The organism is Agarivorans albus (assembly GCF_019670105.1).
GTDB lineage: Bacteria > Pseudomonadota > Gammaproteobacteria > Enterobacterales > Celerinatantimonadaceae > Agarivorans > Agarivorans albus.
This window is the reverse complement of record NZ_AP023032.1, coordinates 4,682,886-4,704,438: the sequence shown is the minus strand read 5'-3', so window position 1 is coordinate 4,704,438 and position 21,553 is coordinate 4,682,886. Positions and strand designations below refer to the sequence as shown.

Annotated in this window: 17 protein-coding genes; 13 read left to right on the top strand and 4 right to left on the bottom strand. The window is 45.5% G+C overall.

Annotation, left to right across the window (positions count from 1 at the left end):
• Positions 1-182: 182 nt before the first annotated feature.
• From K5620_RS21260 to K5620_RS21245, 4 genes are all read left to right on the top strand, one after another.
• A complete protein-coding gene (locus K5620_RS21260) occupies positions 183-2,555 on the top strand; it encodes a right-handed parallel beta-helix repeat-containing protein (RefSeq protein ID WP_040306754.1) in 2,373 nt (790 codons plus the stop codon).
• 62 nt (positions 2,556-2,617) lie between these two features.
• The gene (locus K5620_RS21255) at positions 2,618-3,037 is read left to right on the top strand and encodes a DUF2141 domain-containing protein (RefSeq protein ID WP_221077430.1); all 420 of its coding nucleotides are present in this window, start codon (positions 2,618-2,620) and stop codon (positions 3,035-3,037) included.
• A gap of 92 nt (positions 3,038-3,129) precedes the next feature.
• Positions 3,130-4,614: a porin family protein gene (locus K5620_RS21250; RefSeq protein WP_016400185.1), complete on the top strand. Its 1,485-nt coding sequence runs from the start codon at positions 3,130-3,132 to the stop codon at positions 4,612-4,614.
• A gap of 336 nt (positions 4,615-4,950) precedes the next feature.
• Positions 4,951-7,497, top strand: a complete 2,547-nt coding sequence (locus K5620_RS21245; protein ID WP_040306749.1) for a hypothetical protein — start codon at positions 4,951-4,953, stop codon at positions 7,495-7,497.
• A gap of 60 nt (positions 7,498-7,557) precedes the next feature.
• Here K5620_RS21245 and K5620_RS21240 read toward each other — a convergent pair whose 3' ends face one another.
• The 4 genes from K5620_RS21240 to otnK all read right to left on the bottom strand — a co-directional run bounded on the left by K5620_RS21240 (position 7,558) and on the right by otnK (position 11,070).
• Positions 7,558-8,754, bottom strand: a complete 1,197-nt coding sequence (locus tag K5620_RS21240) for a winged helix-turn-helix domain-containing protein (protein ID WP_016400183.1) — start codon at positions 8,752-8,754, stop codon at positions 7,558-7,560.
• Between the two features lie 84 nt (positions 8,755-8,838).
• Positions 8,839-9,126 (bottom strand): putative quinol monooxygenase, encoded by a 288-nt coding sequence (locus K5620_RS21235; protein WP_016400182.1) that lies wholly within the window; start codon positions 9,124-9,126, stop codon positions 8,839-8,841.
• 22 nt (positions 9,127-9,148) lie between these two features.
• A complete protein-coding gene (locus K5620_RS21230) occupies positions 9,149-9,799 on the bottom strand; it encodes a class II aldolase/adducin family protein (protein ID WP_016400181.1) in 651 nt (216 codons plus the stop codon).
• Positions 9,796-11,070, bottom strand: coding sequence for a 3-oxo-tetronate kinase (otnK, locus tag K5620_RS21225; RefSeq protein WP_016400180.1), 1,275 nt, complete (start codon positions 11,068-11,070; stop codon positions 9,796-9,798). Before otnK ends, K5620_RS21230 begins: the two co-directional genes overlap by 4 nt.
• 137 nt (positions 11,071-11,207) lie before the next feature.
• On the opposite strand from otnK, the gene K5620_RS21220 reads away from it, so the two are divergent.
• The 9 genes from K5620_RS21220 to K5620_RS21180 all read left to right on the top strand — a co-directional run bounded on the left by K5620_RS21220 (position 11,208) and on the right by K5620_RS21180 (position 21,463).
• Positions 11,208-11,888 (top strand): GntR family transcriptional regulator, encoded by a 681-nt coding sequence (locus K5620_RS21220; protein ID WP_016400179.1) that lies wholly within the window; start codon positions 11,208-11,210, stop codon positions 11,886-11,888.
• Positions 11,889-12,100: 212 nt separating this feature from the next.
• On the top strand, positions 12,101-13,204 hold the full coding sequence (locus tag K5620_RS21215) for an isocitrate/isopropylmalate dehydrogenase family protein (protein ID WP_215426325.1): 1,104 nt from the start codon (positions 12,101-12,103) through the stop codon (positions 13,202-13,204).
• A gap of 102 nt (positions 13,205-13,306) precedes the next feature.
• On the top strand, positions 13,307-14,335 hold the full coding sequence (locus tag K5620_RS21210; protein WP_016400177.1) for a Bug family tripartite tricarboxylate transporter substrate binding protein: 1,029 nt from the start codon (positions 13,307-13,309) through the stop codon (positions 14,333-14,335).
• 104 nt (positions 14,336-14,439) lie between these two features.
• Positions 14,440-15,222, top strand: a complete 783-nt coding sequence (locus tag K5620_RS21205) for a tripartite tricarboxylate transporter TctB family protein (protein WP_016400176.1) — start codon at positions 14,440-14,442, stop codon at positions 15,220-15,222.
• Positions 15,223-15,253: 31 nt separating this feature from the next.
• Positions 15,254-16,783, top strand: coding sequence for a tripartite tricarboxylate transporter permease (locus K5620_RS21200; protein ID WP_215426324.1), 1,530 nt, complete (start codon positions 15,254-15,256; stop codon positions 16,781-16,783).
• A 2-nt stretch (positions 16,784-16,785) separates the two neighbouring features.
• Positions 16,786-17,817 (top strand): Gfo/Idh/MocA family protein, encoded by a 1,032-nt coding sequence (locus K5620_RS21195; RefSeq protein ID WP_016400174.1) that lies wholly within the window; start codon positions 16,786-16,788, stop codon positions 17,815-17,817.
• Positions 17,817-18,779, top strand: a complete 963-nt coding sequence (locus tag K5620_RS21190) for an SMP-30/gluconolactonase/LRE family protein (protein ID WP_016400173.1) — start codon at positions 17,817-17,819, stop codon at positions 18,777-18,779. Before K5620_RS21195 ends, K5620_RS21190 begins: the two co-directional genes overlap by 1 nt.
• Before the next feature lie 151 nt (positions 18,780-18,930).
• Positions 18,931-19,758 (top strand): mechanosensitive ion channel family protein, encoded by an 828-nt coding sequence (locus K5620_RS21185; protein WP_016400172.1) that lies wholly within the window; start codon positions 18,931-18,933, stop codon positions 19,756-19,758.
• Positions 19,759-19,909: 151 nt separating this feature from the next.
• Positions 19,910-21,463 carry a M14 family zinc carboxypeptidase gene (locus K5620_RS21180; protein ID WP_016400171.1) on the top strand — a complete coding sequence of 518 codons (1,554 nt, stop codon included), beginning with the start codon at positions 19,910-19,912 and terminating at the stop codon, positions 21,461-21,463.
• Positions 21,464-21,553: the final 90 nt, after the last annotated feature.

Sequence of the window (21,553 nt, the reverse complement as noted above, 5' to 3'; positions counted from 1 at the left end):
CAATCTAACAGTTGTTCTCAATATGACGCTCTCGGCCCTTTCTAAATATATATAATACAATTTAAGTCTTTGTTTTATAATAAATTGATCGTTTGTCTTAATTAGTATAGAGTTCCGCTCACTAATATTAAAAGTAATAATAATGAGAGCGCGTGGTGCAAAGGAACTTATCAAAAACAGGGATGTTAGTGGCGTTATTAGCTGTGTGTTTTCCACTTAGTGCAGCTAATTATTATGTTGCTACTAACGGCAACGACGCTAACGCGGGCACCTTGGCCAGCCCTTTTTTAACGCTTGCTAAAGCCGCTGAGCTGGCGCAAGCGGGTGACGTGGTAAACATTAGAGCAGGTAGTTACCACGAAGTATTACGCCCTAGCCATTCTGGCACTGTTGATCAGCCGATTGTATTTCAGCCTTACCAAGATGAGAAAGTGATTATTACCGCCATGGAAGCGGTGAATGGTTGGTCACTAGACGCTGAAAATATTTACGTTGCCGACGTTGGCTGGGATTTAGGCCAGTCCAATTTTGTTATGCAAGGCAACACTGCAATGGATTTGGCGCGTTGGCCAAATAATGTGGATGGTGACCCTTTTACCCAAAACTCTTTAAGAAATACCGGTGGTAGCGGCAGCGATGTTGCCAATAACGCCTATCTAGATTACGCACCGGGCATCCCCGATGCAGATTGGTCGAAAGGCGGTTCGCTGTATTTTTACGGAGATAAGCCGGGCTCTGGTTGGACAACGTGGCGCGCATTTATTACCAGTAGCACTCCTACCCAAGTGAGTTTTGAACTGGATAAAAACCCTACTTGGATCCGCACTTTTCATGCCCCTGCCGACGGTGGCGACTTTTTTCTGCAGGGGATTAAACAAGCCTTAGATTACCAAAACGAATGGTACTTTGATGCTGACACTAAAAAGCTATATGTGCAGCTACCCAATGGCGTAATGCCTAGCGATAACCAAGTACAGATGCGCAAACGTGAACAAACCATCGATTTATCTGCACGCAGTTACATTCATATTAAAAACTTGGCGGTGTTTGGTGGGTCTATCGAGATTACTAATGGTGCATCCAATAACCATATTTACGGTGTAACCAGTTTGTACGGTAACTATACCTTGGGTGTGGTTAGTGGATTTTCTTCGAATAATCAGAGTATTAATATTCGTAGCGATTGGGGTAAATATAACTCGCTAAACAATGTTATCGAAAAAAGTGAAATTGGTTTTGGCTCGGGCACTGGCATTTATGATTCGGCTGAAAATACCCAAATTATTAACTCTTACATTCATGATTTTAATTACTTGGGTAACTACGACGCGATTATCAATGCCCGTGGTGGTAACAATACTAAGGTACTTAACAATACCATTACTCGCGCTGGGCGCGATGCGATTCAAGCTTTTAATAACAATGCTGAGTATGCCTATAACGATGTGTCGCGCAGTAACTTGATTGCCGATGATTGTGGCTTGTTTTACACCGTGGGTGGCCCAAGCAACAGCGAAATTCACCATAACTGGCTGCATGATGCTTATTCATCGGGTAGTAAAAGCAAAGCGGCGGGTATTTATTTAGATAACGATGCGGCCGGTTTTGAGGTTCACCACAACGTAATTTGGAATACCGAGTGGTCGAATATTCAAATTAACTGGAATGGCACCGACATTAACATTTACAACAATACTTTATGGAACGGCAGTGCCACCATGGGCGCGTGGCATAAAGAGGGAACAGAGTTTTCTAATGTAAATGTATGGAACAACTTGTCGGATAAAAGCTCGTGGGAGCCGCAATCGGATAAACAAAATAACCTAACGGTGGCTGACTCGCCGTTTGAGGATTATGAAAATGGAGACTTTCGCCTTAAAGCTAACGCTAGCCCCATCGATGTGGGCAGGGTGATATCCGGCATTACCGACGATGTATTAGATGGTAAACCCGATGTAGGTGCTTACGAACGTGGCGGCGACAATGCCAATTGGGTGGCGGGTATTGATTGGGATCGTAAGCTGGGTCCTACAGGTAATGGCTGTTACGGCCTGCCTGGAGAAGATTGCCTTGATCCCGAAGTGAGCCTGCCTTTAGTTAACTTTGCTGTTTCAAATGTTGAGCTTAACGAAGGCCAAGAAATAACGCTTAGGCTTAATTTATCTACGGCCGCAGCTACCTATCCGGTAATTATTCCCTATCAACTAAGCGGTACTGCCGATAGTAACGATCATAAGCTAAGCGCTGGTGATATCACGATTAATGCTGGAACCGAAGGTTTGTTAAAGGTGCAGGCTCTTGCCGATGCATTGCTTGAGGGTGATGAAACCTTGGTGATAACTTTGCAAGCACCTAGCAACGCACTGTTAGGTGAAAATAATACAGTTGTTGTAACCATTAAGGACCAAACTGTAGACCCAGACCCAGACCCAGACCCAGACCCAGAACAGCCTAGCCAAGGTTCAGAAAGTGGTGGCGGTAGCAGCGGATATGAGATGGCATTGTTGTTACTATTGGCGACATGGCGTTTTAGTAAACGGATTAATCAGCCATAGTTAAAAAGAGCTAAGCGAGCATGGCCTGCATGTTGTGTTGGTTAATTAGAGGTTGGCGTTGTATGAAAAATTGGGCGTATCTCATCGCAACACTGCCATGCTATGTCTTTGCTGCAGATGTGCATATCGATGTAGTGGGGGTAAGTTCGGCAGAAGGGCAAATAGTGCTTAGAGTATGGGACTCTAGTGAAAGCTACTTAAAGCAGCCTATTTTTAGTAAAACCGTGCCAGTAAAAAATGTGGCTAACGGTGAGTTACGCATTAGCGTGAGTGACCCCCTCTCATCCGAGTGTGCGATAAACGTTTATCATGATAAAAATGCTAACGGAGTTCTTGATACCAATTGGTTTGGCATTCCCAAAGAGCCGACTGGAATGAGTAACAACCCCAAGGGGAAATTTGGCCCACCAAGCTACCAAGACGCTAAAATTAAACTAACTGGGCAAGAGCAGGTAATTCGAATTAAAATTGAAGAAATTTGAGCAATTGCTTATTGTTGATTCATAGCGATTAGCAGATCGCCTCTTCACTAAATTGGGCTGCAGGATGCAGCTTCAACGCAACAAGGATAGTAATGAGAAATCCTCTAGGCTTTTGCCTTGGCATATTTGCCCTGTTTACCTTGGCTGCTTGTTCTAGCAAAACCGTGATTCCAAGCGGTGAGCGAGAGGCTGTGCGACAGCAAGTTGAGCAACAAGCCAAAACGGCTATTGAGCGCTTGGTAGCACTAAATCCCAACCTACAGCAAGAACTCGACCAAGCCGAAGGCTACTTCTCCTCTGAGCTATCTAGCTTTAAGGTACCAGTGTTAGGCAAGTCCAGCGGCTTGGGTGCTCTTTACAATAAGCAAGACGACAGCATTACCTATATGGACGTGGAGCGCTACGATGTAGGCGTGGGCTTGGGTTTAAGCTCCTATTACATTATTGGCCTGTTCGAAGATCAGCAGAGTATAGACGCCTTTACTCAAGGTGGTTGGGGCACTGGCGTGTCGGCCGAATGGCGTTTGGGGGAAAGCGGCCAAACTTATGCTAGTACCATAGAAGTGAACCAACACAACATTCCAGCATATGTGGTGAACGATAGCGGAGCTAATGTTTCGGGCTCTGCGGTATTGGTAAATTTATCGCGCAATGAAGAACTTACCGATAGCGGCTTAAACAAAACCACCTTACCCATGCGCGATACTAAATCACCGGGCAGCCAAACTGAGCACTCACCACGAAAATGGGACCGGGTATTGCCATTTTATGGGCAGCGAGTGATTGATTTGGGCTACGATCTTCCCTTGCCTATTGGCATTAGTTTTATCTATGTCGATACCTATCAGCACATGGATCTCGATGAGTTAGAAGTGGGTGCCGGTGGCAGTGGTGCCAATGTACCCATCGATTTTGTCGCCTTTAGCGATAATGATAACCACACCCAAACGCCACAGATTAAAGTGGATGCTTGGATATTTCCTTTTATGAATGTATTTGGCACCTTTGGCCGAATTACCGGCGAAGCCAACGTCAATTTTGCGCTTAACGGTGATGATTTACTGGAGCAGTTAGAAATAGATTGTTCCGGCATTATTAGCCACCCTGCTTGTCGCGTATTAGAAGGTAAAGAAACGGTGCCGTTTAATGTGAATGTAGACGTAGACGGCTATAGCTATAGTGTTGGCACGGTATTAGCCGGCGGTTGGCGCTCTTACTTTTTGGCAGTGCCGCTCACTTTTACCTACGCCGATATGGACAGAACCAACAGCGATGGTATTGTGTTTAGCGCTGTGCCGCGGGCTGGCAAATTGTTCCAATTTGAGGATGACCGCAGCTTAGCGGTATATGGCGGCGTAAGTTATTTGGATAGTGAATTACGCATCGACGGTAACCAGCCAATTCCCGGCACGGATCTCTCTATCGACTACAAAATTCGCCAAGAAAATACCGATAAATGGCAGGGTCTAGTTGGAGCTAACTTCAACTTTAATGCTTATTGGTCAGCCATGTTTGAATATGTAGGTTTTGGTGGCGATCGTCGCCAGTTTATTGCTGGTTTAAATCGTAGGTTTTAATAATAGTACTCACCAATATCAGTGGTTTAGTTCTGTTTTACCCTTGCTAACGTAATCCCTAGCCGCAGATTGGACACTAGTTCGTTGGCTTGTAAAAAGCGGCCTTAAGCTTACCCTTAGGAAACATCACAGAATGTGAAATAACATTAAAAATACTTAAATATCATATATTTACTTAAGGTTGGCCTGGTCTATATTGTGTGATGCACCTCCCACTTTGTTGGCATACAAATAGTCAAATGACTAAGCTTGATAGACTTTAAGCCGAATAAAATGTGAACTGGATCTCTGCTCGGGTTGCTTGTTATTTAAGCTGATTCGATAACGGTAAATATAATGAGATCTAATAAAATGCTAACTCGACATCACCTAAAATGTGGCCTGATTTTGTTGTTATTTTCGCTTTTGTCTGCGTGTGGCAGCGCCGATGATAACGCTGAAAGCTCTCAATCAGGGAATACAGAAACAGTACCCAGCCCTAAACCAGAGCCAGAGCCAGAGCCAGAGCCAGAGCCAGAGCCAGATCCAGATCCAGATCCAGATCCTGAACCAGGGCCTGAACCAGAACCTGAACCTGAACCAGGGCCTGAACCAGAGCCTGAACCTGAACCAGGGCCTGAACCAGAGCCAGAGCCAGAGCCGGAGCCGGAGCCAGAGCCAGAGCCAGAGCTAATATCCTTGCCCCTTGAAGTATTTGGTCCTAGTGGTACTCAAGTCGTGAAGTCTTTTGCGCTTGAGAACGCAGTGGGAATTAGTCACCTTCATCTGCAATGCCATGCTTGTGGATATCATGATCATGCGCTGGACGCTAATCCCTTAATCACTAAAGCGGGTGTTCGTATTAACGGAGGAGAGTTAATTTCGATTAAGCATTACACACTAAGCGATAGTGCCAGCGTGGTAGGTAACATGGACATAGAGCTTGAAGGGCCAGCTGCTGGCTATGGGGGTATAGGTGGTGCTTTTAGGACAGTAAGTTTTACACTTCCTGTCTCCGGTTTAATTCAAGGCCGCAATACCATTACTTTTGAGCATGTTAATGCTGACAAAAAATCTATTGGTTTTAGGGTGTTAGCGTTCAACTTGTTGCGCGGAGAGGATGCCACTGAATCGGTATTAGATGATGCGTTATTTACTTACGATAATCCTGAAGATTGGGCTGCTCCTGTTACTAGCAATGATGACGATGACGTGCGTTTAGGGTCGCAGTGGTGGCGTGCCAATAAGGTACTATACGATCCGTTTATTGACTCTTTAGATGGGCAGTTATCCGGAGCAGGCAGTAGTAATGGGCAAATCAATGCCTCTTGTGCAGACTGCCATGCGGAGAGTGGACGCGATTTAGCTTATTTTAACTACTCTAATTACTCGATCATCAAACGTTCTACTTTTCATGGCTTGTCTTATAAACAAGGCGAGCAGATAGCGGCTTACATTCGCAGTTTGCCGATTGCCACGTCTCAATATGCGCGCCCTTGGAACCCACCCTACCAACCAGGAGTTGGTATAGACGAGCGCCCGGTATTTGAATGGGCAGCGGGCGCTGGTTTAAGCGCTGTTCTTGATAAAGACAGTGATATGAAGCCTTACTTGTTCCCTGAAGATACTGCCGTGAGCGAGGTGGCTTCGCGCTTTGGCCAACTCAATATGCGCGAGCTTCCAGTGGCACTGCAAATGCCTGATTGGAATCAATGGCTGCCGTTTATTCACCCTTCTGATGCTTATGACTTAAGCGCCGATGCGGTGTTAGCTGACGACAAAGGCAATGCTATCGACCAGCCATTTTATGATTACATCTACCAGCAAGCTAAAGACAATCTAAGCCCACAGGCCATGGGAAATATGTTTAACAAGCTTAAGGCGTGGTCTGGCCGAGGGGGAACTTGTTTTACTCAAAACATACGTAATGGCGATTCTTTTAGGGCTGCCGATGGCTATATCGCGGATTCTTTGGCAATTAGTGCACCAGGCATAGACCCGGATGACTGTGAAAATACCCGTTATGATCCAGAAAAAGTATGGGCCGTAGAGTTGGCTAAACAAGGTTTAGGTGCTTGGATTACTGTCAAATTATGGGAATTAAACCATGGCAATAATCTAGAAGAGCGCTCTGCTGAATTAACCACCCCGATATGTGCAGGAGGCACCTGTGTTGATGCTAGTGAACCTAGAGGTTGGGTGGTTGACGGGCAAAATGTGTTTTTTAGGGCTCCGCACTTTTTGGGATATCGCTCGCGTAATTTCACCTATCAACATGAGTTGGTTGGTGAGTATGAAAGTACCGCTTGGTACCATTTACAGCTAGTTATTAATCCTGGCTATCGACGTACAGCACCTAGCCACTTTATTTACACCATTGGTTTTGTTGAAGATTTACATACTGCTTCACCAGAACCACAAAGTTTTCGTTATTGGGCTGGCATGATAAAAATGCGTCAGCAGCAAACAAACGGTCAATATGGGGTAGAAGCTGGCTTAGATCTGCGCACCGCTCAACCTTTTTATTTGTGGTCGAACAAACGTGGTGATACTTCACTCCCCTCTGGCGTTGGCCTTGACCTTTGGCGACAGCTGATTGATGCGATGTTGATTGATTTAGCAGAAGATGCTGAAAACGGCACCGCAGAAGAGTGGGCCGCAGCTAATCAAAACAGAGTGGTTGAGCAACCTGATAGTAACGATATTACTGCTTGTGACGAGTGTTTCGACGGCACTGGCAGGCCTTGGCCATTTGAGTGGGGAGCTCACCAGGGACGCAATACTTTTCGTTTAATTCCTCAGCTGCGTGCAATGGGAGTTAGCGAAGCGAGCATCAACAGAACCCTAATTTGGGCTAAGAAAATGTGGCCTTTAGGCGATTGGGATTCGCATAAGCAAGAATAATTGAATCTGTAAGTAGCCCTATTCGGGGGCTACTTAACAATGGTAGTGCTTTAGCTCCTGTTACATGCCGTTAGTGAAATGCTGAGTTAAGGTTTTAGCTAGTGGGCGTTCAGATGTTTGATGAACTTGTAAATGTTCACATTGGTTAAACTGCATAAAAACGTTAAGTTCTTTGCTTAAGGCCTCGCTAAACTTTGTTATGTCTTTAAGGCTTGGTTCCAATACCAAGTTGTAAATGTGCAAGGTGCGAGTTTGGCGCTCGGCTTTGCAATCCATTCTTGCGACTAGTTGGCCTTCCCACAAAATAGGTAAACAAAAATAGCCGTATTGGCGCTTGGCTTTTGGCACATAGCATTCGATAAGATAATCGAAATTAAACAACTGCTGTAGACGCTTACGTTGAATTACTAGGTTGTCGAAGGGCGACAAAATCTTTAGCTTGCTGCGAGCCAGCGGTTTGTTGAGTAAGTTTAAGCTGTTTTCTAGCGCGTAATAAGTTTGCCCAGCAACCGCTACTTTAATGACCTCTCCGTTTAATAACATGTCTTTTAAACAATGATTCAAGGGGCCTTTTAGGTTCTTAAGTAGATAGCTCATTTCGCTTACCAGACCAATGCCGTTAGCATTTAAGTAGCGCTGGATTAAGTGCCTGCAGTATTCTTGCTGGCTAGGAATGCGGGTATCTGTGTTGCTTGGCAATACTTTTTCGGTAAGTTGATAAACCTTATGAAAGTTATGGCGATAAGGCACCATTAAGTCGCCTTGCATAAACAAACATTCCAAGGCTTGTTTTGCTGGTTTGCTTGCCCAATCAGCAGTCTTTTTTCCCTGATGTTCAAAGTCTTTGGCCATGAGTGGGCCTTCATCGGCAATTCGCTTTAACACCGCATCCATTAAGCCGTGGTTTTTTTGATACCAATGCTTTTGTTGGCCATTGGCAAAAGCCTGTTTACGTAGCAAGCTAAAGCGGTAATCGCGCATCGGTAAATACGCCGCTGCATGTGACCAATATTCAAATACTTGGTGCTTACGCATTAGGGTATCGAGATGACTTAACTGATAGCGAAGGTTGCGGCACCACAAAGTATGGTGATGAGCGCGCTGAATTACCGATATCGTGTCTATTTGCACGTAACCTAGCTGCTCTATCGCCGCTAGGCTGGCATCAAGGGCCGAGCCTTTGGTTTTAGCAGATGGCAAGCACTGAGAGTGTAAAACCAGTTTTCTGGCTTGTTGTAGCGAGAGCTTTTCGGTCATTGGCAACGCTTAAGTGGTAATAATAGCAACAGCTTAGCCTGCCTTACGTTGCTAAGCTATGCTAAACCCAGTGCTAGCCTTGGTTTATTTTAGCTGAATGTAGCTGCTTATTTGCTTGTCTTCTATCCAGTTTTTGGTGGTTTCGCTGAAAGACAAAAAATGCGCTGAGTTTAGGTGATCGTCAAAGGCTTGTTGGTGTTGGTAAACCTCGTAGAGATAAACCTGATTGGTGTTCTCTGTTGATTGGCACACATCAAACTGCAAGCAGCCTGGTTCTTGTTTCAAAGAGGTAGCTGCATTGGCCAGCATCTCTGGCAAGAACTTGTCTAAATATGCTGGTTTAATTGAGAACAGCACAGTGATCACGTACATGGTTGATCTCCTGATGGTTGATTTATAACTTACCCTTGTAGGCGTTTTGTAAGTACTCGACTTGCTGTTGGCTTAAGTAATTGACTTGCTGTTGGCCAAGCAAGAGTTGTAGTTTGCAGCTTTCTTCGAGCTCTTCCATAGCATACATCGCTTTTTCCGGGCTATCGGCGGCTACTATTGGCCCGTGATTGGCCATTAACACGCCACGGTAAGTGGCTGCTTGCTGCTTCAGGGCATCCACCAAGTCAGAGCTCCCCGGCGGATGATAATCAACCATAGCAATTGCACCTAAACGCATGCGCAAATAAGGAGTAAGCGCTGGGATTGCGTCACTTTTGTTTAAGCCTTTTAAGCAGGATACTGCCGTAGCGTAAGTGCTGTGCAGGTGCAGCACGCAGCGCATGGCGGACGGTTGTTGATAAAAACATTGATGCAGCAAAAACTCCTTAGATGCGGGCTTGCCACTCACTAAATCACCTTTGGCATCCAAAACCGATAAGTCGTCGTATTCAAGAAAGCCAAAACATGAATTAGTAGGGGTGACAACAAAACCGTGGTCTAGGGCAATGCTCATATTGGCAGAGGCGCCGCCGGTAAGCCCGCGTTGAAAAATCGACAATCCAAACTTAATAATGCAACGTTTGGCTTGGTCCAGTTGCTGGGCGTGGTTCATGCTTGCGCTCCCAATTGTTGAATTAAGCTCAAGGCTTGGTTAAAGAAGTGTTTGTCGCCAAAGTTGCCAGACTTTAAGGCAAGGCTAATAGCACGCTGATCGTTAGACTGCATAATTGGAACGCCCGGGCAAATGGATGGCCCTATGTTAAAACTGCTTATGTTTAAGGCGCTTACTACTGCGCCAGAGGTCTCGCCGCCTGCTACTACAATATTGCTGGCTTTAGATTGCACCGCCGTTTGCGCTAGTAGGTTCTCTATTTTCTCTGCAATGTTTTGCTGGCCCAGTAATTGTTGAGTTTGGCTTACTTGTTCTGGTGCTTGCGAGGAGTAAACCAATACTGCTGGAGCCTGTTGCTGGTGTATCCAGTCCAATATGTGTTTTAGCTTAAGTTCACCTTTGGCCAGCTTGACGGGATCAACACAAAATTGTGGTAAAGCGTTGGCCTCGGCAATTTGTTCTCGAGTTGCCTTGGAGCATGAGCCTGCAATTATCAGCACCGGTTGAGGTAAGGGTTTTACCGCGCACTGATGTTGCTGGGAAAGCGTGTTACCTCGCGCTGTTAATAGCTGCGCCATGTATTCAGCTAAGCCAGAACCGCCAGTTAGCAGCATTGCAGGTTGTTGGGCGATGAGTTGAGCTATTTGCGATAAATGTTGTTGGTTGATGCAGTCACAAATTAAGTAACGTGCCTGTTGCTGGCTTGGGTTTAGTTGCTTTGCATTTAAATCATCAATACTTAGGTGTTCAATGGCTTGCTGATAAGCAGGGGCAACTTGCGGCCTAAGTAGCTCGGCTACCCGCGAATCGGCCATTGGCGTGAGCGGGTGATCCTTTAAGGGGCTATCGCTAAGCAATTGCTGATAAACAAACAAATGCCCCTGATAAACGGTTCTGCCATTCGCTGGTAAGGCTGGGCAAATAATGGCTTGAACTAAGTTTAGTCGCGCTAACAGGGCATCGATGACTGGGCCAATGTTACCTTTTGCCGTGGAGTCAAAGGTGGAGCAATATTTAAAGTAGAAGTATTGGCAGCCCTGTTCAAGCAAAAACTCTAAGGCCTGCAGGCTTTGCTCGAGCGCTTGTTCCACCGCTACGGTGCGGGTTTTTAAGGCTAGCACAATCGCGTCACTATTAAGGGTTTGCTTGTGAGTACTGGCTAAGCCATTGATTTGAATGCAGCTCATGCCACCTTTCACTAAAAAGCTGGCCATGTCGGAGGCGCCGGTGAAGTCATCAGCAATAACGCCGAGTAGCGGTTTTGTTGCCATTGCTTAATCCCTTAAGTATAAAAACTAATCGCAGTATAGATTGATGAATAACTTAATGTATACATTAATTTGTGTAATAATCCCAAAATCAATAGAGAATTTGGCTCTAACTAATCACTTACTGGAAGAGTAAATCGATGTCTGTAACTACCAAACGCCAAGACCTACCGCTCGCTCAGGTGGCTTATCAAACCTTGCGCGAGTTAATTTTGAACAATGAGTTTAAAGTGGGAACTCAATACCTAGAAAAAGTATTGGTAGAGCGTTTGAATATTAGTCGAACCCCAGTGAGGGAAGCTTGCGTACGCTTAGAGCGGGAAGGTTTAATTGAGATTCAGCCGCGCCATGGTATTCGGGTTAAGCCTATTTCTCCTGATGATATGCGTGATATCTACGAAATTCTCACCGCTTTAGAGTCGCAAGCGATTGGCACCTTGGCGAGCAAGGGTCTAAGCGAGCAACAATTACAACGTTTAGAAAAAACTACTGCAAGGATGGCCGAGGCTCTGCAGCAGGATAACTTAGAAGCTTGGGCCGAAGCGGATGAAGAATTTCACCACACCCTATTGGATCTCACCGACAACCAACGGCTAAAAGATGTGGTATTGCAGTTTTGGGGGCAGGCACACCGAGTACGCTTTGTTACCTTGCACCTGCGTGATACGCCACATGATTCAACCAAAGATCATAGTGAGGTGGTGCAGGCTATTCGCGAGCGAGACCCAATTAAAGCAGCCGATATTCATCGTGAGCATAGGATTAAAGGCGGCAAAGCCATGGTCGCCCTGTTAGAAAAACTGCGTTTAGCCAATATCTAAGCTGACTCACTGGGTCGCTCGTTATTCCAAGCCGCTTCTAGCGGCTTTTTTAATGGCTGCAGTAGCTGTGCTTCATTATTCGCTGGTCAAATATTTGTTAATTAAATGTTGACAAAGTAAATCATCGGTATACATTTATGTACAAATTAATGTATACATTAATTATTGGCAGAAACTTCACTTGCCCAATTCACAAGGAGTGAATGCAGCTTATGAGCAAACAGATATTTGAAATCACCGTGTTTCCTGGCGATGGCATAGGTATAGAAATTACCCCTGCGTGCTTAGCGTTGATCCAGGCGGCAATTGATAAAGTTGGTGGGCTAAAGCTTAACTTCACCAGCTTTGAAGCAGGTGCTAACTACTACCAACAACACGGCGTTGCACTTCCTGAGCAGGCCATGGAGCACGCCAAAAATTCTGACGCGACTTTGTTGGCTTGTATGGGTATGCCAAGTATTCGTTATCCCGATGGCCGTGAAATTGCTCCCCAGTTAGAACTGCGTGAAACTTTAGATTTATTTGCTGGCGTTCGCCCGGTAAAAACCTTGCCCGGTATTCCGCTGCCGTTGGAAGACGCCCGCGGTAAGCAGCTGGATTTTGTATTGATAAGAGAGAGTACCGAAGGCCTATTTGCGAGCCGAGAAAGCTTTAGCATTAACGGTAGTGGCTCGGAAGAGTTTGCCACAGACACCCAAAAAATTAGCCGTAAAGGTTGTGAGCGGCTATTTGAGTTTGCCTTCAGCTTAGCCAAGCAGCGCAAGGGTTTAGGTTACAAGGGCGAAGTGACTTGTGTAGATAAAGCCAATGTATTGGGCTCGTTTTATTACATGCGACAAATTTTTGATGAGGTTGCCGCCAATCACCCTAGTTTAGCGGCTTCACATATCTATGTTGACGCTGCCGCTTTGCAGTTAGTGCGCCAGCCTTGGCAGTTTGATGTGATGGTTACCGAGAATATGTTTGGCGACATATTGTCGGATTTAGGCGCTGGGCTAATGGGTGGTATGGGCATGGCTCCATCGGCAGATATTGGCGAGCGACATGCGGTGTTTCAACCTTGTCACGGCAGCGCCCCAGACATTATCGGTCAAGGCAAAGCCAACCCCACTGCGATGTTTATGTCGGCAGCGATGATGCTGAATTGGCTGGGTTTGCAACACCAAAATAGCGCTATTCAACAGGCTGGAAGGTTTATCGATAAGGCCATTGAGCTGGCCTATGCCAGCGGAGAAATTCTGCCATATGAGTTAGGCGGCAGCGATGGCACAGAAGCCATCACCAATAAAGTATTTAGTAGTTTGGCGTTACTTTAAGTTTATAAAAATAAAGAACTAATTCACGTTCAAATCTGCGTAGTAATCAGCCTTGAATGTCGATTAAGCAGAAACAATCTATGATTCTGAAGAGGGCATAACATGAAAGCTAATTATAAATCTAAAATCGCATTATTTGCGGCAAGCGCCACCTTAGTGCTGGCGAGTATCAGTCAGCCGGTTATGGCGGCCAAAACCTATCCATCTCGCACCATTACAAATACCGTGGTGTGGGGTGCTGGCGGCGGCACCGACAGCATTAACAGAATGATTATGGCTGAAATGGCCAAAGCCTTGGATGTGAGCATTAAGGTGACGAATAAAACTGGCGGGGTGGCTGGTTCGATTGGCATGAGCAGTGTGTTTAGCAAGAAAGCTGATGGCTACAACCTAGTGGGCTTATCCGAGTCAAATGTTACCGCGGCGGTAAATGGTGGTTGGGATCAGCGCTTTAATGTGTGGTCGCCCTTTATTGTTGGCGGCTCACCTGATCTTATCTCGGTGAGTGCTAGCTCCCCTTACAATAGTCTGCAAGAGTTAATTGATGCAGCTAAGCAGCAACCAGGCTCTATAAAAGCGGGTGCTGGTGGCGCGGGTTCTATTCATCACCTTAATTTGTTAGCGCTAGAAAAAGGCACCGGTGCGGCATTTAAGTTTGTTCCTTACCCTGGCTCTGCTCCTTCGCAAACTGCGGCGGCTACTGGAGAAATCACCGTTGTGGTTACCTCTGCTGCAGAGCAAGCGGCATTATTGCGCGCCGGCCAATTACGCCCCTTAGCGATGTTGGTTGAGCAAGATTTTACCATTCCTGATGTAGGCACGATTCCTTCGGCATTTAGCAGTTATGCGAGCTTGTCTGACTACTTACCGATTAGCCAAGCCATTGGTTTTGCAGTGCGAGATGATGCGCCGGAAGAAGTAAAAGCTAAGTTAGGTGAAGCGTTTGAAGCGGCCATGGCCTCAGACACCGTCAAGCAATGGGCCGATAAAAACCTCTATTCACTCAGTGGCGCACATGGCGCGCAGGCTAAAGATATTTTCTCTAAGCTTGAATCTAACTTCTCGTGGACCTTGTGGGAATTAGGTTCGGCTAAGGTTGAACCCAGCCAATTTGGTATTCCTAAAATTTAAGTTTGTACTGGCATTGCTCTCTTGCCCACAGGGAAGAGAGCACCAGTAGTGACATTTAAGTATTTGACTATACTTGGTTTTCAATACTTTCTTAGGTATACCAAATGAATCGCAATAATCCTGAAGGTGCCACTCGTTTACGCCAAACTGACTTTAAGGTGTCGGTTGTATTATTGGCTCTATGTGCCTATTTAGCTTGGGAAACCTTGTCTTTTCCGATGAGTGGTAGTTTCGGCGGTGTAGATAGTCGCTGGTATGTTTCGCCCGCGCTGTTCCCGTTTATTTTGCTGTTGGTGTTAAGCACTGCCAGTAGCATATTGCTGATTAATGCGATTAAAAATGCAGGCCATAGTGAGTTTTTTAAGCTGAGCCGCTGGATAGGTGATAATCGCAAGGCGGTAAATCGAGACCGCTGGTATGTGATTGGCGCGTTGTCTCTGTATATCTACTTATACATTCCTTCATTAGATTTTTACTTAGCGACAGTAATGTTCTTGCTAAGCCTATGTTTGCGATTTTATGTGGACAACAACAAGCTCAAAAACGTGATTATTCAAGCCAACTTGGCCTTGAGTTTATTCGTATTGGCGATGCGTTGGATGTTTGCCCCGCAGTTTTATTGGTTGGCTATGGAAGCAACGGTCGATGAGCCACTAATACTTGCCTGTGATGTTGGCGCGATCATCGCGATTGTAGTGTGTTTACTGTTGCTGTGGCTAAGTCCTGTGAGTCAACAAAAACGCCATCACATTCTAATAACAGCGCTAGCTGTACCCCTGTTACTGGTGTTTGCTTTCAACTTTCTATTACAGGTGCCTATGCCGGTGGAATATGGCTCGGTCATCAAATTAATGGAATATATTTGGTATGAAATTTTAGCTTTGTAGCGGCCTCTGCAGGCTAAATAGGACAACAATAATGATGGACCAGTTTGCACACTTTTTTGGAATTTTGTTTGAGCTTTGTACAAGGCCAAGTAACTTGTTGGTATTGTTTGGGTCAAGTTTGCTCGGCATTTTATTTGGCTCTATGCCAGGCTTAACTGCTACTTTGGGCGTGGCCTTACTGACAACACTTACCTACAACCTGGATACTAGTACCGCGCTTATATCGCTATTGGGCATGTATGTAGGGGCGATTTATGGTGGCTCGTACCCAGCGATTTTAATCAATATTCCAGGTACGCCTGCTGCAGCAGCAACCGCCATGGACGGTTATCCTTTAGCGCTAAAAGGTGATGGCGGACGAGCCTTAGGTTTAACCACTACCGCTTCGCTAATTGGTACGGTAATTGGGCTTATTTGTTTGGTGGTGTTATCGCCACTTATCGCAAGTTTTGCCTTGCAATTTACCTCTTGGGAGTTCTTCTTACTGGCGTTATTTGGCATTGTAATTAGCGGCACCTTAACCAGCAGCGATTTGGTGGTTAAGGGTTGGATAGCCGGATTTATTGGCTTGTTTATGGCCACCATCGGCCGCGATACCCTGCAGTTTTATCCCCGTTATACCTTTGAGCAAAGCCAGCTAGATAGCGGTTTAGAGATTGTGCCAGTGTTAATTGGTGCTTTTGCTATACCGCAAATTATTAGGGTGCTAGCCGAGAAACAAACTCTGCGAAAAGCAGAAAAATTTGGTCGAATTTTGCCAGATTTCCGCACCATTGCGCGCAATATTAAACATATCGTTCGTTCTTCAATGATTGGTGTTGGCATTGGCTCGGTACCTGGTGTAGGTGAAGATATAGCTGGGTGGGTTTCGTATAGCACCGCAAAAAATACCTCCACTAAACAGCAACAAGAGGAGTTTGGCAAAGGCAGTGCAGCGGGTTTGGTTTCTTCTGAAACCGCTAATAATGCCAGCATTGGTGGGGCGCTGATCCCATTGCTTACTCTGGGTATTCCGGGTAGCCCGCCTGCAGCGATGTTACTGGGCGCACTGCTGTTACATGGGGTGGTTCCGGGCCCTACTATTGAAGCGGAGCATCCTGGTTTCTTGCTAGAGATTACCGCCATTATGGTGATGGCTTCGTTTGCTATGTGGGCAAACGGTATGTTGCTAGCTAAACAAGTGATAAAGATTCTAAGCATCCCTAGCCCACTGTTTATACCGGTTGTGGGGGTGTTATGTATTTTGGGCTCTTACGCCTTGGGCCTTAATTTGTTCAACCTGTATTTAATGCTACCGGTGGGCATTGTGGCGTTTGTGTTGAGCGAGAATAAGTTCCCCATTTCACCATTGGTGATTGGCTTGGTGTTAGGTGGAATGGCTGATGAAAGCTTGCGCCGTGCCTTGATGATCTCTGACGGTAGTTTTTTGCCAATGTTGCAACGGCCAGTATGTTTAATTTTGGTGTTGTTTATTTTGTATTTCTTGTTATCACAATTTGGTCCCGTAAAGCGCTGTACCCAGCGTTTGTTTAGCCGATTTAAACCAGCCGTGGGAGGCTAACCATGAGTTCTAAAAACCTTAAAGTTGTGGCGGTGGGTGCGGGTTACTTTAGTCAGTTTCATTATGAGGCTTGGCAGCGGGTAGTTGGTGCTGAGGTAGTGGGAAATTGCAATCGCCATATAGAGGCCGCAAATGAGATTGGCCAACGTTATGGCATTGCTCAGCAAAGCGACAACTTAGCGCAGCTTATTGAGCAAACTCAGCCCGATATTGTAGACATTATCACTCCACCACATACTCACCTCCAACAGCTAGAAATTGTTTGTGAAGCTGGCGTAGATGCCATTATTCAAAAGCCTTTTGGCGAGTCTTTGGCGCAAGCGAAACAGCTCACCGCTATGGCAAAACAAGCCGGCATCAAGCTAATTGTGCACGAGAATTTTAGGTTTATGCCTTGGTATCGAAAAATCAAACAGTTGCTTGATGACAAGGTGCTTGGTCAGCTACTCAATGTGCAATTTAATCTGCGCCCCGGCGATGGCCAAGGGCCGGAAGCTTACTTAGAGCGCCAACCTTACTTTCAGCAAATGGAAAAGTTTTTAGTGCACGAAACAGCGATCCACTTAGTAGATACCTTTCGTTACTTGTTTGGTGAAGTGGAAAACGTTTATGCCAGTTTGCGTAAGTGTAATCCGGTTATTGCAGGCGAAGACGCAGGCCTGATTGTGTTTGGTTTAGCAGGCCAGCTGCAAGCAGTGTTTGATGGCAATCGCTTACTTGACCATAAGGCTGACAATAAGCGCACCACTATGGGAGAAATGCTGATCGAAGGTAGCCAAGCTAGCTTGCGCTTAGACGGTGATGCCAATATTTTTCTGCGCAACTTTGGCGACAATAACGAGCAACAAATTGATTACTCATGGCAAGCGAAAAATTTTGGTGGAGATTGTGTTTATCAGCTTATTGAGCATGTGGTGGCGCATTATCAGCACGGAGCCGAGCTAGAGAATCTCGCTCAGCAGTATTTGCGAAATATCGAAATTGAGAATGCGATTTATCAGTCTCATCAACAACAAAAGCGAGTGAGTATTTAATGTCGCAAATTAACCTATTTAACCAGCCCTTAGTTAAGTTGGGCCAGCAGCTAACTCGGCCAGAATGCGTATTAACCAATGTTTTTGGCGATGTATTTGTTTCTGATTTTAGAGGCGGTGTAACTCGTATAGCAGCAAATGGTGAGCAAAGTTATTGGGGAGGAGCGCACCCAGAATTTGGCCCTTTGCAAACCAATGGCTTTGCCATGCTAGCAGACGGCAGCTTTCTTATTGCGCATTTAGGGGCCGAACAAGGCGGAGTATTTAAACTCACTAGAGACAATGCAATTTATGATTGGCTACTGGAGGTGGATGGCGTGGTGCTGCCTCCCACTAATTTTGTTTATCTAGATCACCAAGGGCGTATTTGGATTACCGTTAGTACTCGCACTCAACCTAGAGCAGATGCTTATCGTAAAAGCTGCGATGACGGTTTTATTGTGCTGGTAGATGAGCAAGGTGCTCGCATTGTTGCCGACGGTTTGGGCTACACCAATGAGCTTTGGGTAAACCCCGAAGGGACAGAGCTATATGTAAATGCAACCTTCTCTCGCGAGCTGATTAAGTATCAAATCGTAGATGACCAGCTGCTCCAAGCACAAGTCATTACCCAGTTCTCTGCCGCGACCTTTCCTGATGGATTAACCATGGATATTAGTGGCAACTTGTGGGTAACCAGCATTGTGAGTAATCGGGTGATTCGAGTTAGTCCAAATGGTGAGCAGCAAATATGGTTAGAAGACTCCGACGATGAGCACCTACGGTGGGTTGAACAAGCCTTTCAGGATGATGTTATGGGAAGGCCACATTTAGACGGAAACCCGGCTAAGCAGCTTCGTAATATTTCATCTCTCGCGTTTGCCAAGGATGGCATTCTTTTAGGATGTTTATTGGGCAACAGCATCACTAAAATTAAAACAGATATTATAGGGATTAAACCTGCACATTGGCGTTTTAAGTAGCCTTTACTGGGCTAAAGCGACTAAATTATGGGTTTATTTCAAGCTGCTAAAAGCATCGCTTCGAGCTACAATTAACTGAGAGAGTATAACTAAGCTTCTGATAATTCAGGCGCTATGCTCAGTGTATTTGTAATATAGCAAGGACCGCTAAATGATTGATCAAGAACTCGCCCAACTTGAATCGGTATATCAAACCATTGTCGACTTTTTAGTGAGATATAGCTTCCAACTGGTGGGTGCAATTATCATTGTACTACTGGGTTTATGGTTTGCCGGCAAAGTCGCTAAGTGGTTATTTAATACCCTAGAGCACAAAGGTTTAGACATCACCCTCGCCAACTTCATTGCCAATGTGGTGAAAGTGCTGTTAATTAGCATTACGGTGATCATTGCCTTAGGCAAACTGGGTATTAGTATTACCCCCTTTGTGGCCGCATTGGGTGCTATTTCTCTAGGTGCTGGCTTGGCGATTCAAGGTACTTTGTCTAATTACGGCGCGGGTTTAGCAATTATTCTCACGCGACCGTTTGTGCTTAAAAACACCATTACCGTAAAGGGCTACACCGGCATTGTTGAAGAAATTAATTTAGCTACCACGGTGCTAATTAATGAAGATAACGAGCGAGTGACCATTCCTAATCGCCATATTGTCGGCGAAATACTTAAAAATACCGAACAAAACAGCTTAGTTGAAGGCGAGGTAGCGATCGCTTATGGCAGCAATCCAGAGCAAGTTATTAGCCTAATCGAAGAGACCTTGGCGGCTATTGCCGAGGTTCAGCAAGCCCCTGCTACCAAGGTGGGCATTGATGCCTTTGCCGATAGTGGCATTAATATTAGTTATCGTTTTTGGGTGCCAACACCGTTATTTCATCAAACTAAGTTTGCCGCCAATCTGGCGGTGTTTAATGCCTTGCAACAAGCGGGTGTGCAAATACCTTTTCCACAACGCGAAGTACGTATGCTATCGGGTGAATAATTTGCTAAGTGATTTAGTGCAAAGGAAAAAATACAGTAAATAGCCTAGAAGAACTTACTAACTTAGTTCTCATTAAGCTCGTATGGCTCTATGATTAATTTTTGACAAGATGTTGACCATGCAACCAGCATCAAAAAATCAGGGATGATCAATGAACATGCGTGAAGTGATATGGATGTTAAGTAAAAGTAAGCTTTGGGCTTTGCTGATTGGGGGGCTAGCTAGTGCCTCAATTAGTGCCACCCCACAGTTACACTGGCAATCAAATAGCCAAGACTATTGGCAACTGTCTCGTTATCAAGATTTGCAATTTCAGCTGAGTTACTTGCCCTACTTTTCTAGAGTGAAAATGCAAACAGGACCGTTAATTATTAACGGAAACAACGGTGGCTTGTTAAATATTGACCAAGCCCTTCCTGCAAATTTAAACATCAATTATCAGGTCTGTGGTGAACAAGTTGAAACCGACAGTATTCGTCAAGCTGTTGTGTGTACCGTTAATGATGGTGGTCGTGGCAATGTTAACCCTGAGCGAGTAGGTACATCCACTCAAGGCCGTGATCTGTTGGCTATTCGCATGGGCAACCCTAATGGTACTCGAGTAATGGTGATTACTCAGCAACATGGCAATGAGCCGGCGGGCACCGAAGCAGCCTTGAGTATTGTTCGTTGGTTAAGCACCGGTTTTGGCCGCAAAACTAAAACCATCTTAGCTAACTTAGATCTGTTGGTTTTATTGCGTGCCAACCCTGATGGCGGCGAACCGGATCCAGATAATTGCAGTTTGAATCCTATTCCGGGAACGGTGATCGATAATGACTGTGCGCTCATTCGCCAAAATGTTGATCCCATGGCAGGCGGCGCCTTTGCCGATAACTCAGAAGCAGACTTTGTCGGTATTGTCGGCCGAGGTTACGATTTGAACCGCTATCATCATGTGACTTTAGATAAACCCATTCGCCCGCTAGAAAGCCAAGCCATGGTTGCTGCTGCATTAGCCTTTCAGCCTGAAGTTGTTCTTGATTTACACGGCGACTTACAAAAAACCGACTGCCAATTAGATTTTATCTCCATCAAACCAGCCCAAGTATTGGGGCAGCTACCCACCGTTAACTGCTTACATGGCCAAACCGCCCATAACTTTAGATTGTTAAGTCCCTTTGCCGATGCACTTCCGGGCTCACCGCAACAGTTTTTAGCGCAAAGCTTGGCGGTGAAAGTGATGAAAAAAGTCGACCGGGTATTTGTAGGTTCAACCGGGCGCTTTTCTCAGGTTCAACTTGGCGCTGGAAATATTAGTAGCGGCGCGACAGCAAATTATCAACATATTGGAGCGGCGGCTGGTGGTTGGGAGACAGTAAATTTTGTACAAGATTTGCGTGCCGACGTTACAGCTGTGCATCTTGGTCAGCCACAAATTGGCGTTAATCCAGGCCTACCGGACCCAAGCTTTCTGAGCAAACAAATTTGGATAAATCGAGTGGCCTTATTTGAAGCGCTCGCCACTTTAGCCAACTACAGCGATAATGCGCCAAGTGACAGTAGTGGGTTTTGTGATTACCCCTTAGCACAAGGCTTACAAGCAAGCTTACCGGTAGAATATTGGGGGCCACAAGCCACCAATGGCGCCGTGCTAATACCCATAGAGCCCAGCATTGGCGTACCTTTGTACATTAGCGGCAACTGCCCAGATAATCCTTTGTAAGTTCATCATTTGTTTTAGCTTTAATGCTTGTTTTTCTTAAAGGCTTATCAAGTGCTGCTAGTTTAAATAGCGGCACTTTTTTAAACCATT

What these genes read in the sequence shown, in the direction of transcription:
- K5620_RS21260 (WP_040306754.1), top strand. Translation starts at nt 183, where the DNA reads ATGTTAGTGGCGTTATTAGCTGTGTGTTTTCCACTTAGTGCAGCTAAT.
- K5620_RS21230 (WP_016400181.1), bottom strand. Translation starts at nt 9,799, where the DNA reads ATGAACCACGCCCAGCAACTGGACCAAGCCAAACGTTGCATTATTAAG.
- K5620_RS21245 (WP_040306749.1), top strand. Translation starts at nt 4,951, where the DNA reads ATGAGATCTAATAAAATGCTAACTCGACATCACCTAAAATGTGGCCTG.
- K5620_RS21255 (WP_221077430.1), top strand. Translation starts at nt 2,618, where the DNA reads ATGAAAAATTGGGCGTATCTCATCGCAACACTGCCATGCTATGTCTTT.
- K5620_RS21220 (WP_016400179.1), top strand. Translation starts at nt 11,208, where the DNA reads ATGTCTGTAACTACCAAACGCCAAGACCTACCGCTCGCTCAGGTGGCT.
- K5620_RS21215 (WP_215426325.1), top strand. Translation starts at nt 12,101, where the DNA reads ATGAGCAAACAGATATTTGAAATCACCGTGTTTCCTGGCGATGGCATA.
- K5620_RS21185 (WP_016400172.1), top strand. Translation starts at nt 18,931, where the DNA reads ATGATTGATCAAGAACTCGCCCAACTTGAATCGGTATATCAAACCATT.
- K5620_RS21195 (WP_016400174.1), top strand. Translation starts at nt 16,786, where the DNA reads ATGAGTTCTAAAAACCTTAAAGTTGTGGCGGTGGGTGCGGGTTACTTT.
- K5620_RS21190 (WP_016400173.1), top strand. Translation starts at nt 17,817, where the DNA reads ATGTCGCAAATTAACCTATTTAACCAGCCCTTAGTTAAGTTGGGCCAG.
- K5620_RS21180 (WP_016400171.1), top strand. Translation starts at nt 19,910, where the DNA reads ATGAACATGCGTGAAGTGATATGGATGTTAAGTAAAAGTAAGCTTTGG.
- K5620_RS21200 (WP_215426324.1), top strand. Translation starts at nt 15,254, where the DNA reads ATGATGGACCAGTTTGCACACTTTTTTGGAATTTTGTTTGAGCTTTGT.
- K5620_RS21205 (WP_016400176.1), top strand. Translation starts at nt 14,440, where the DNA reads ATGAATCGCAATAATCCTGAAGGTGCCACTCGTTTACGCCAAACTGAC.
- otnK (WP_016400180.1), bottom strand. Translation starts at nt 11,070, where the DNA reads ATGGCAACAAAACCGCTACTCGGCGTTATTGCTGATGACTTCACCGGC.
- K5620_RS21235 (WP_016400182.1), bottom strand. Translation starts at nt 9,126, where the DNA reads ATGTACGTGATCACTGTGCTGTTCTCAATTAAACCAGCATATTTAGAC.
- K5620_RS21250 (WP_016400185.1), top strand. Translation starts at nt 3,130, where the DNA reads ATGAGAAATCCTCTAGGCTTTTGCCTTGGCATATTTGCCCTGTTTACC.
- K5620_RS21210 (WP_016400177.1), top strand. Translation starts at nt 13,307, where the DNA reads ATGAAAGCTAATTATAAATCTAAAATCGCATTATTTGCGGCAAGCGCC.
- K5620_RS21240 (WP_016400183.1), bottom strand. Translation starts at nt 8,754, where the DNA reads ATGACCGAAAAGCTCTCGCTACAACAAGCCAGAAAACTGGTTTTACAC.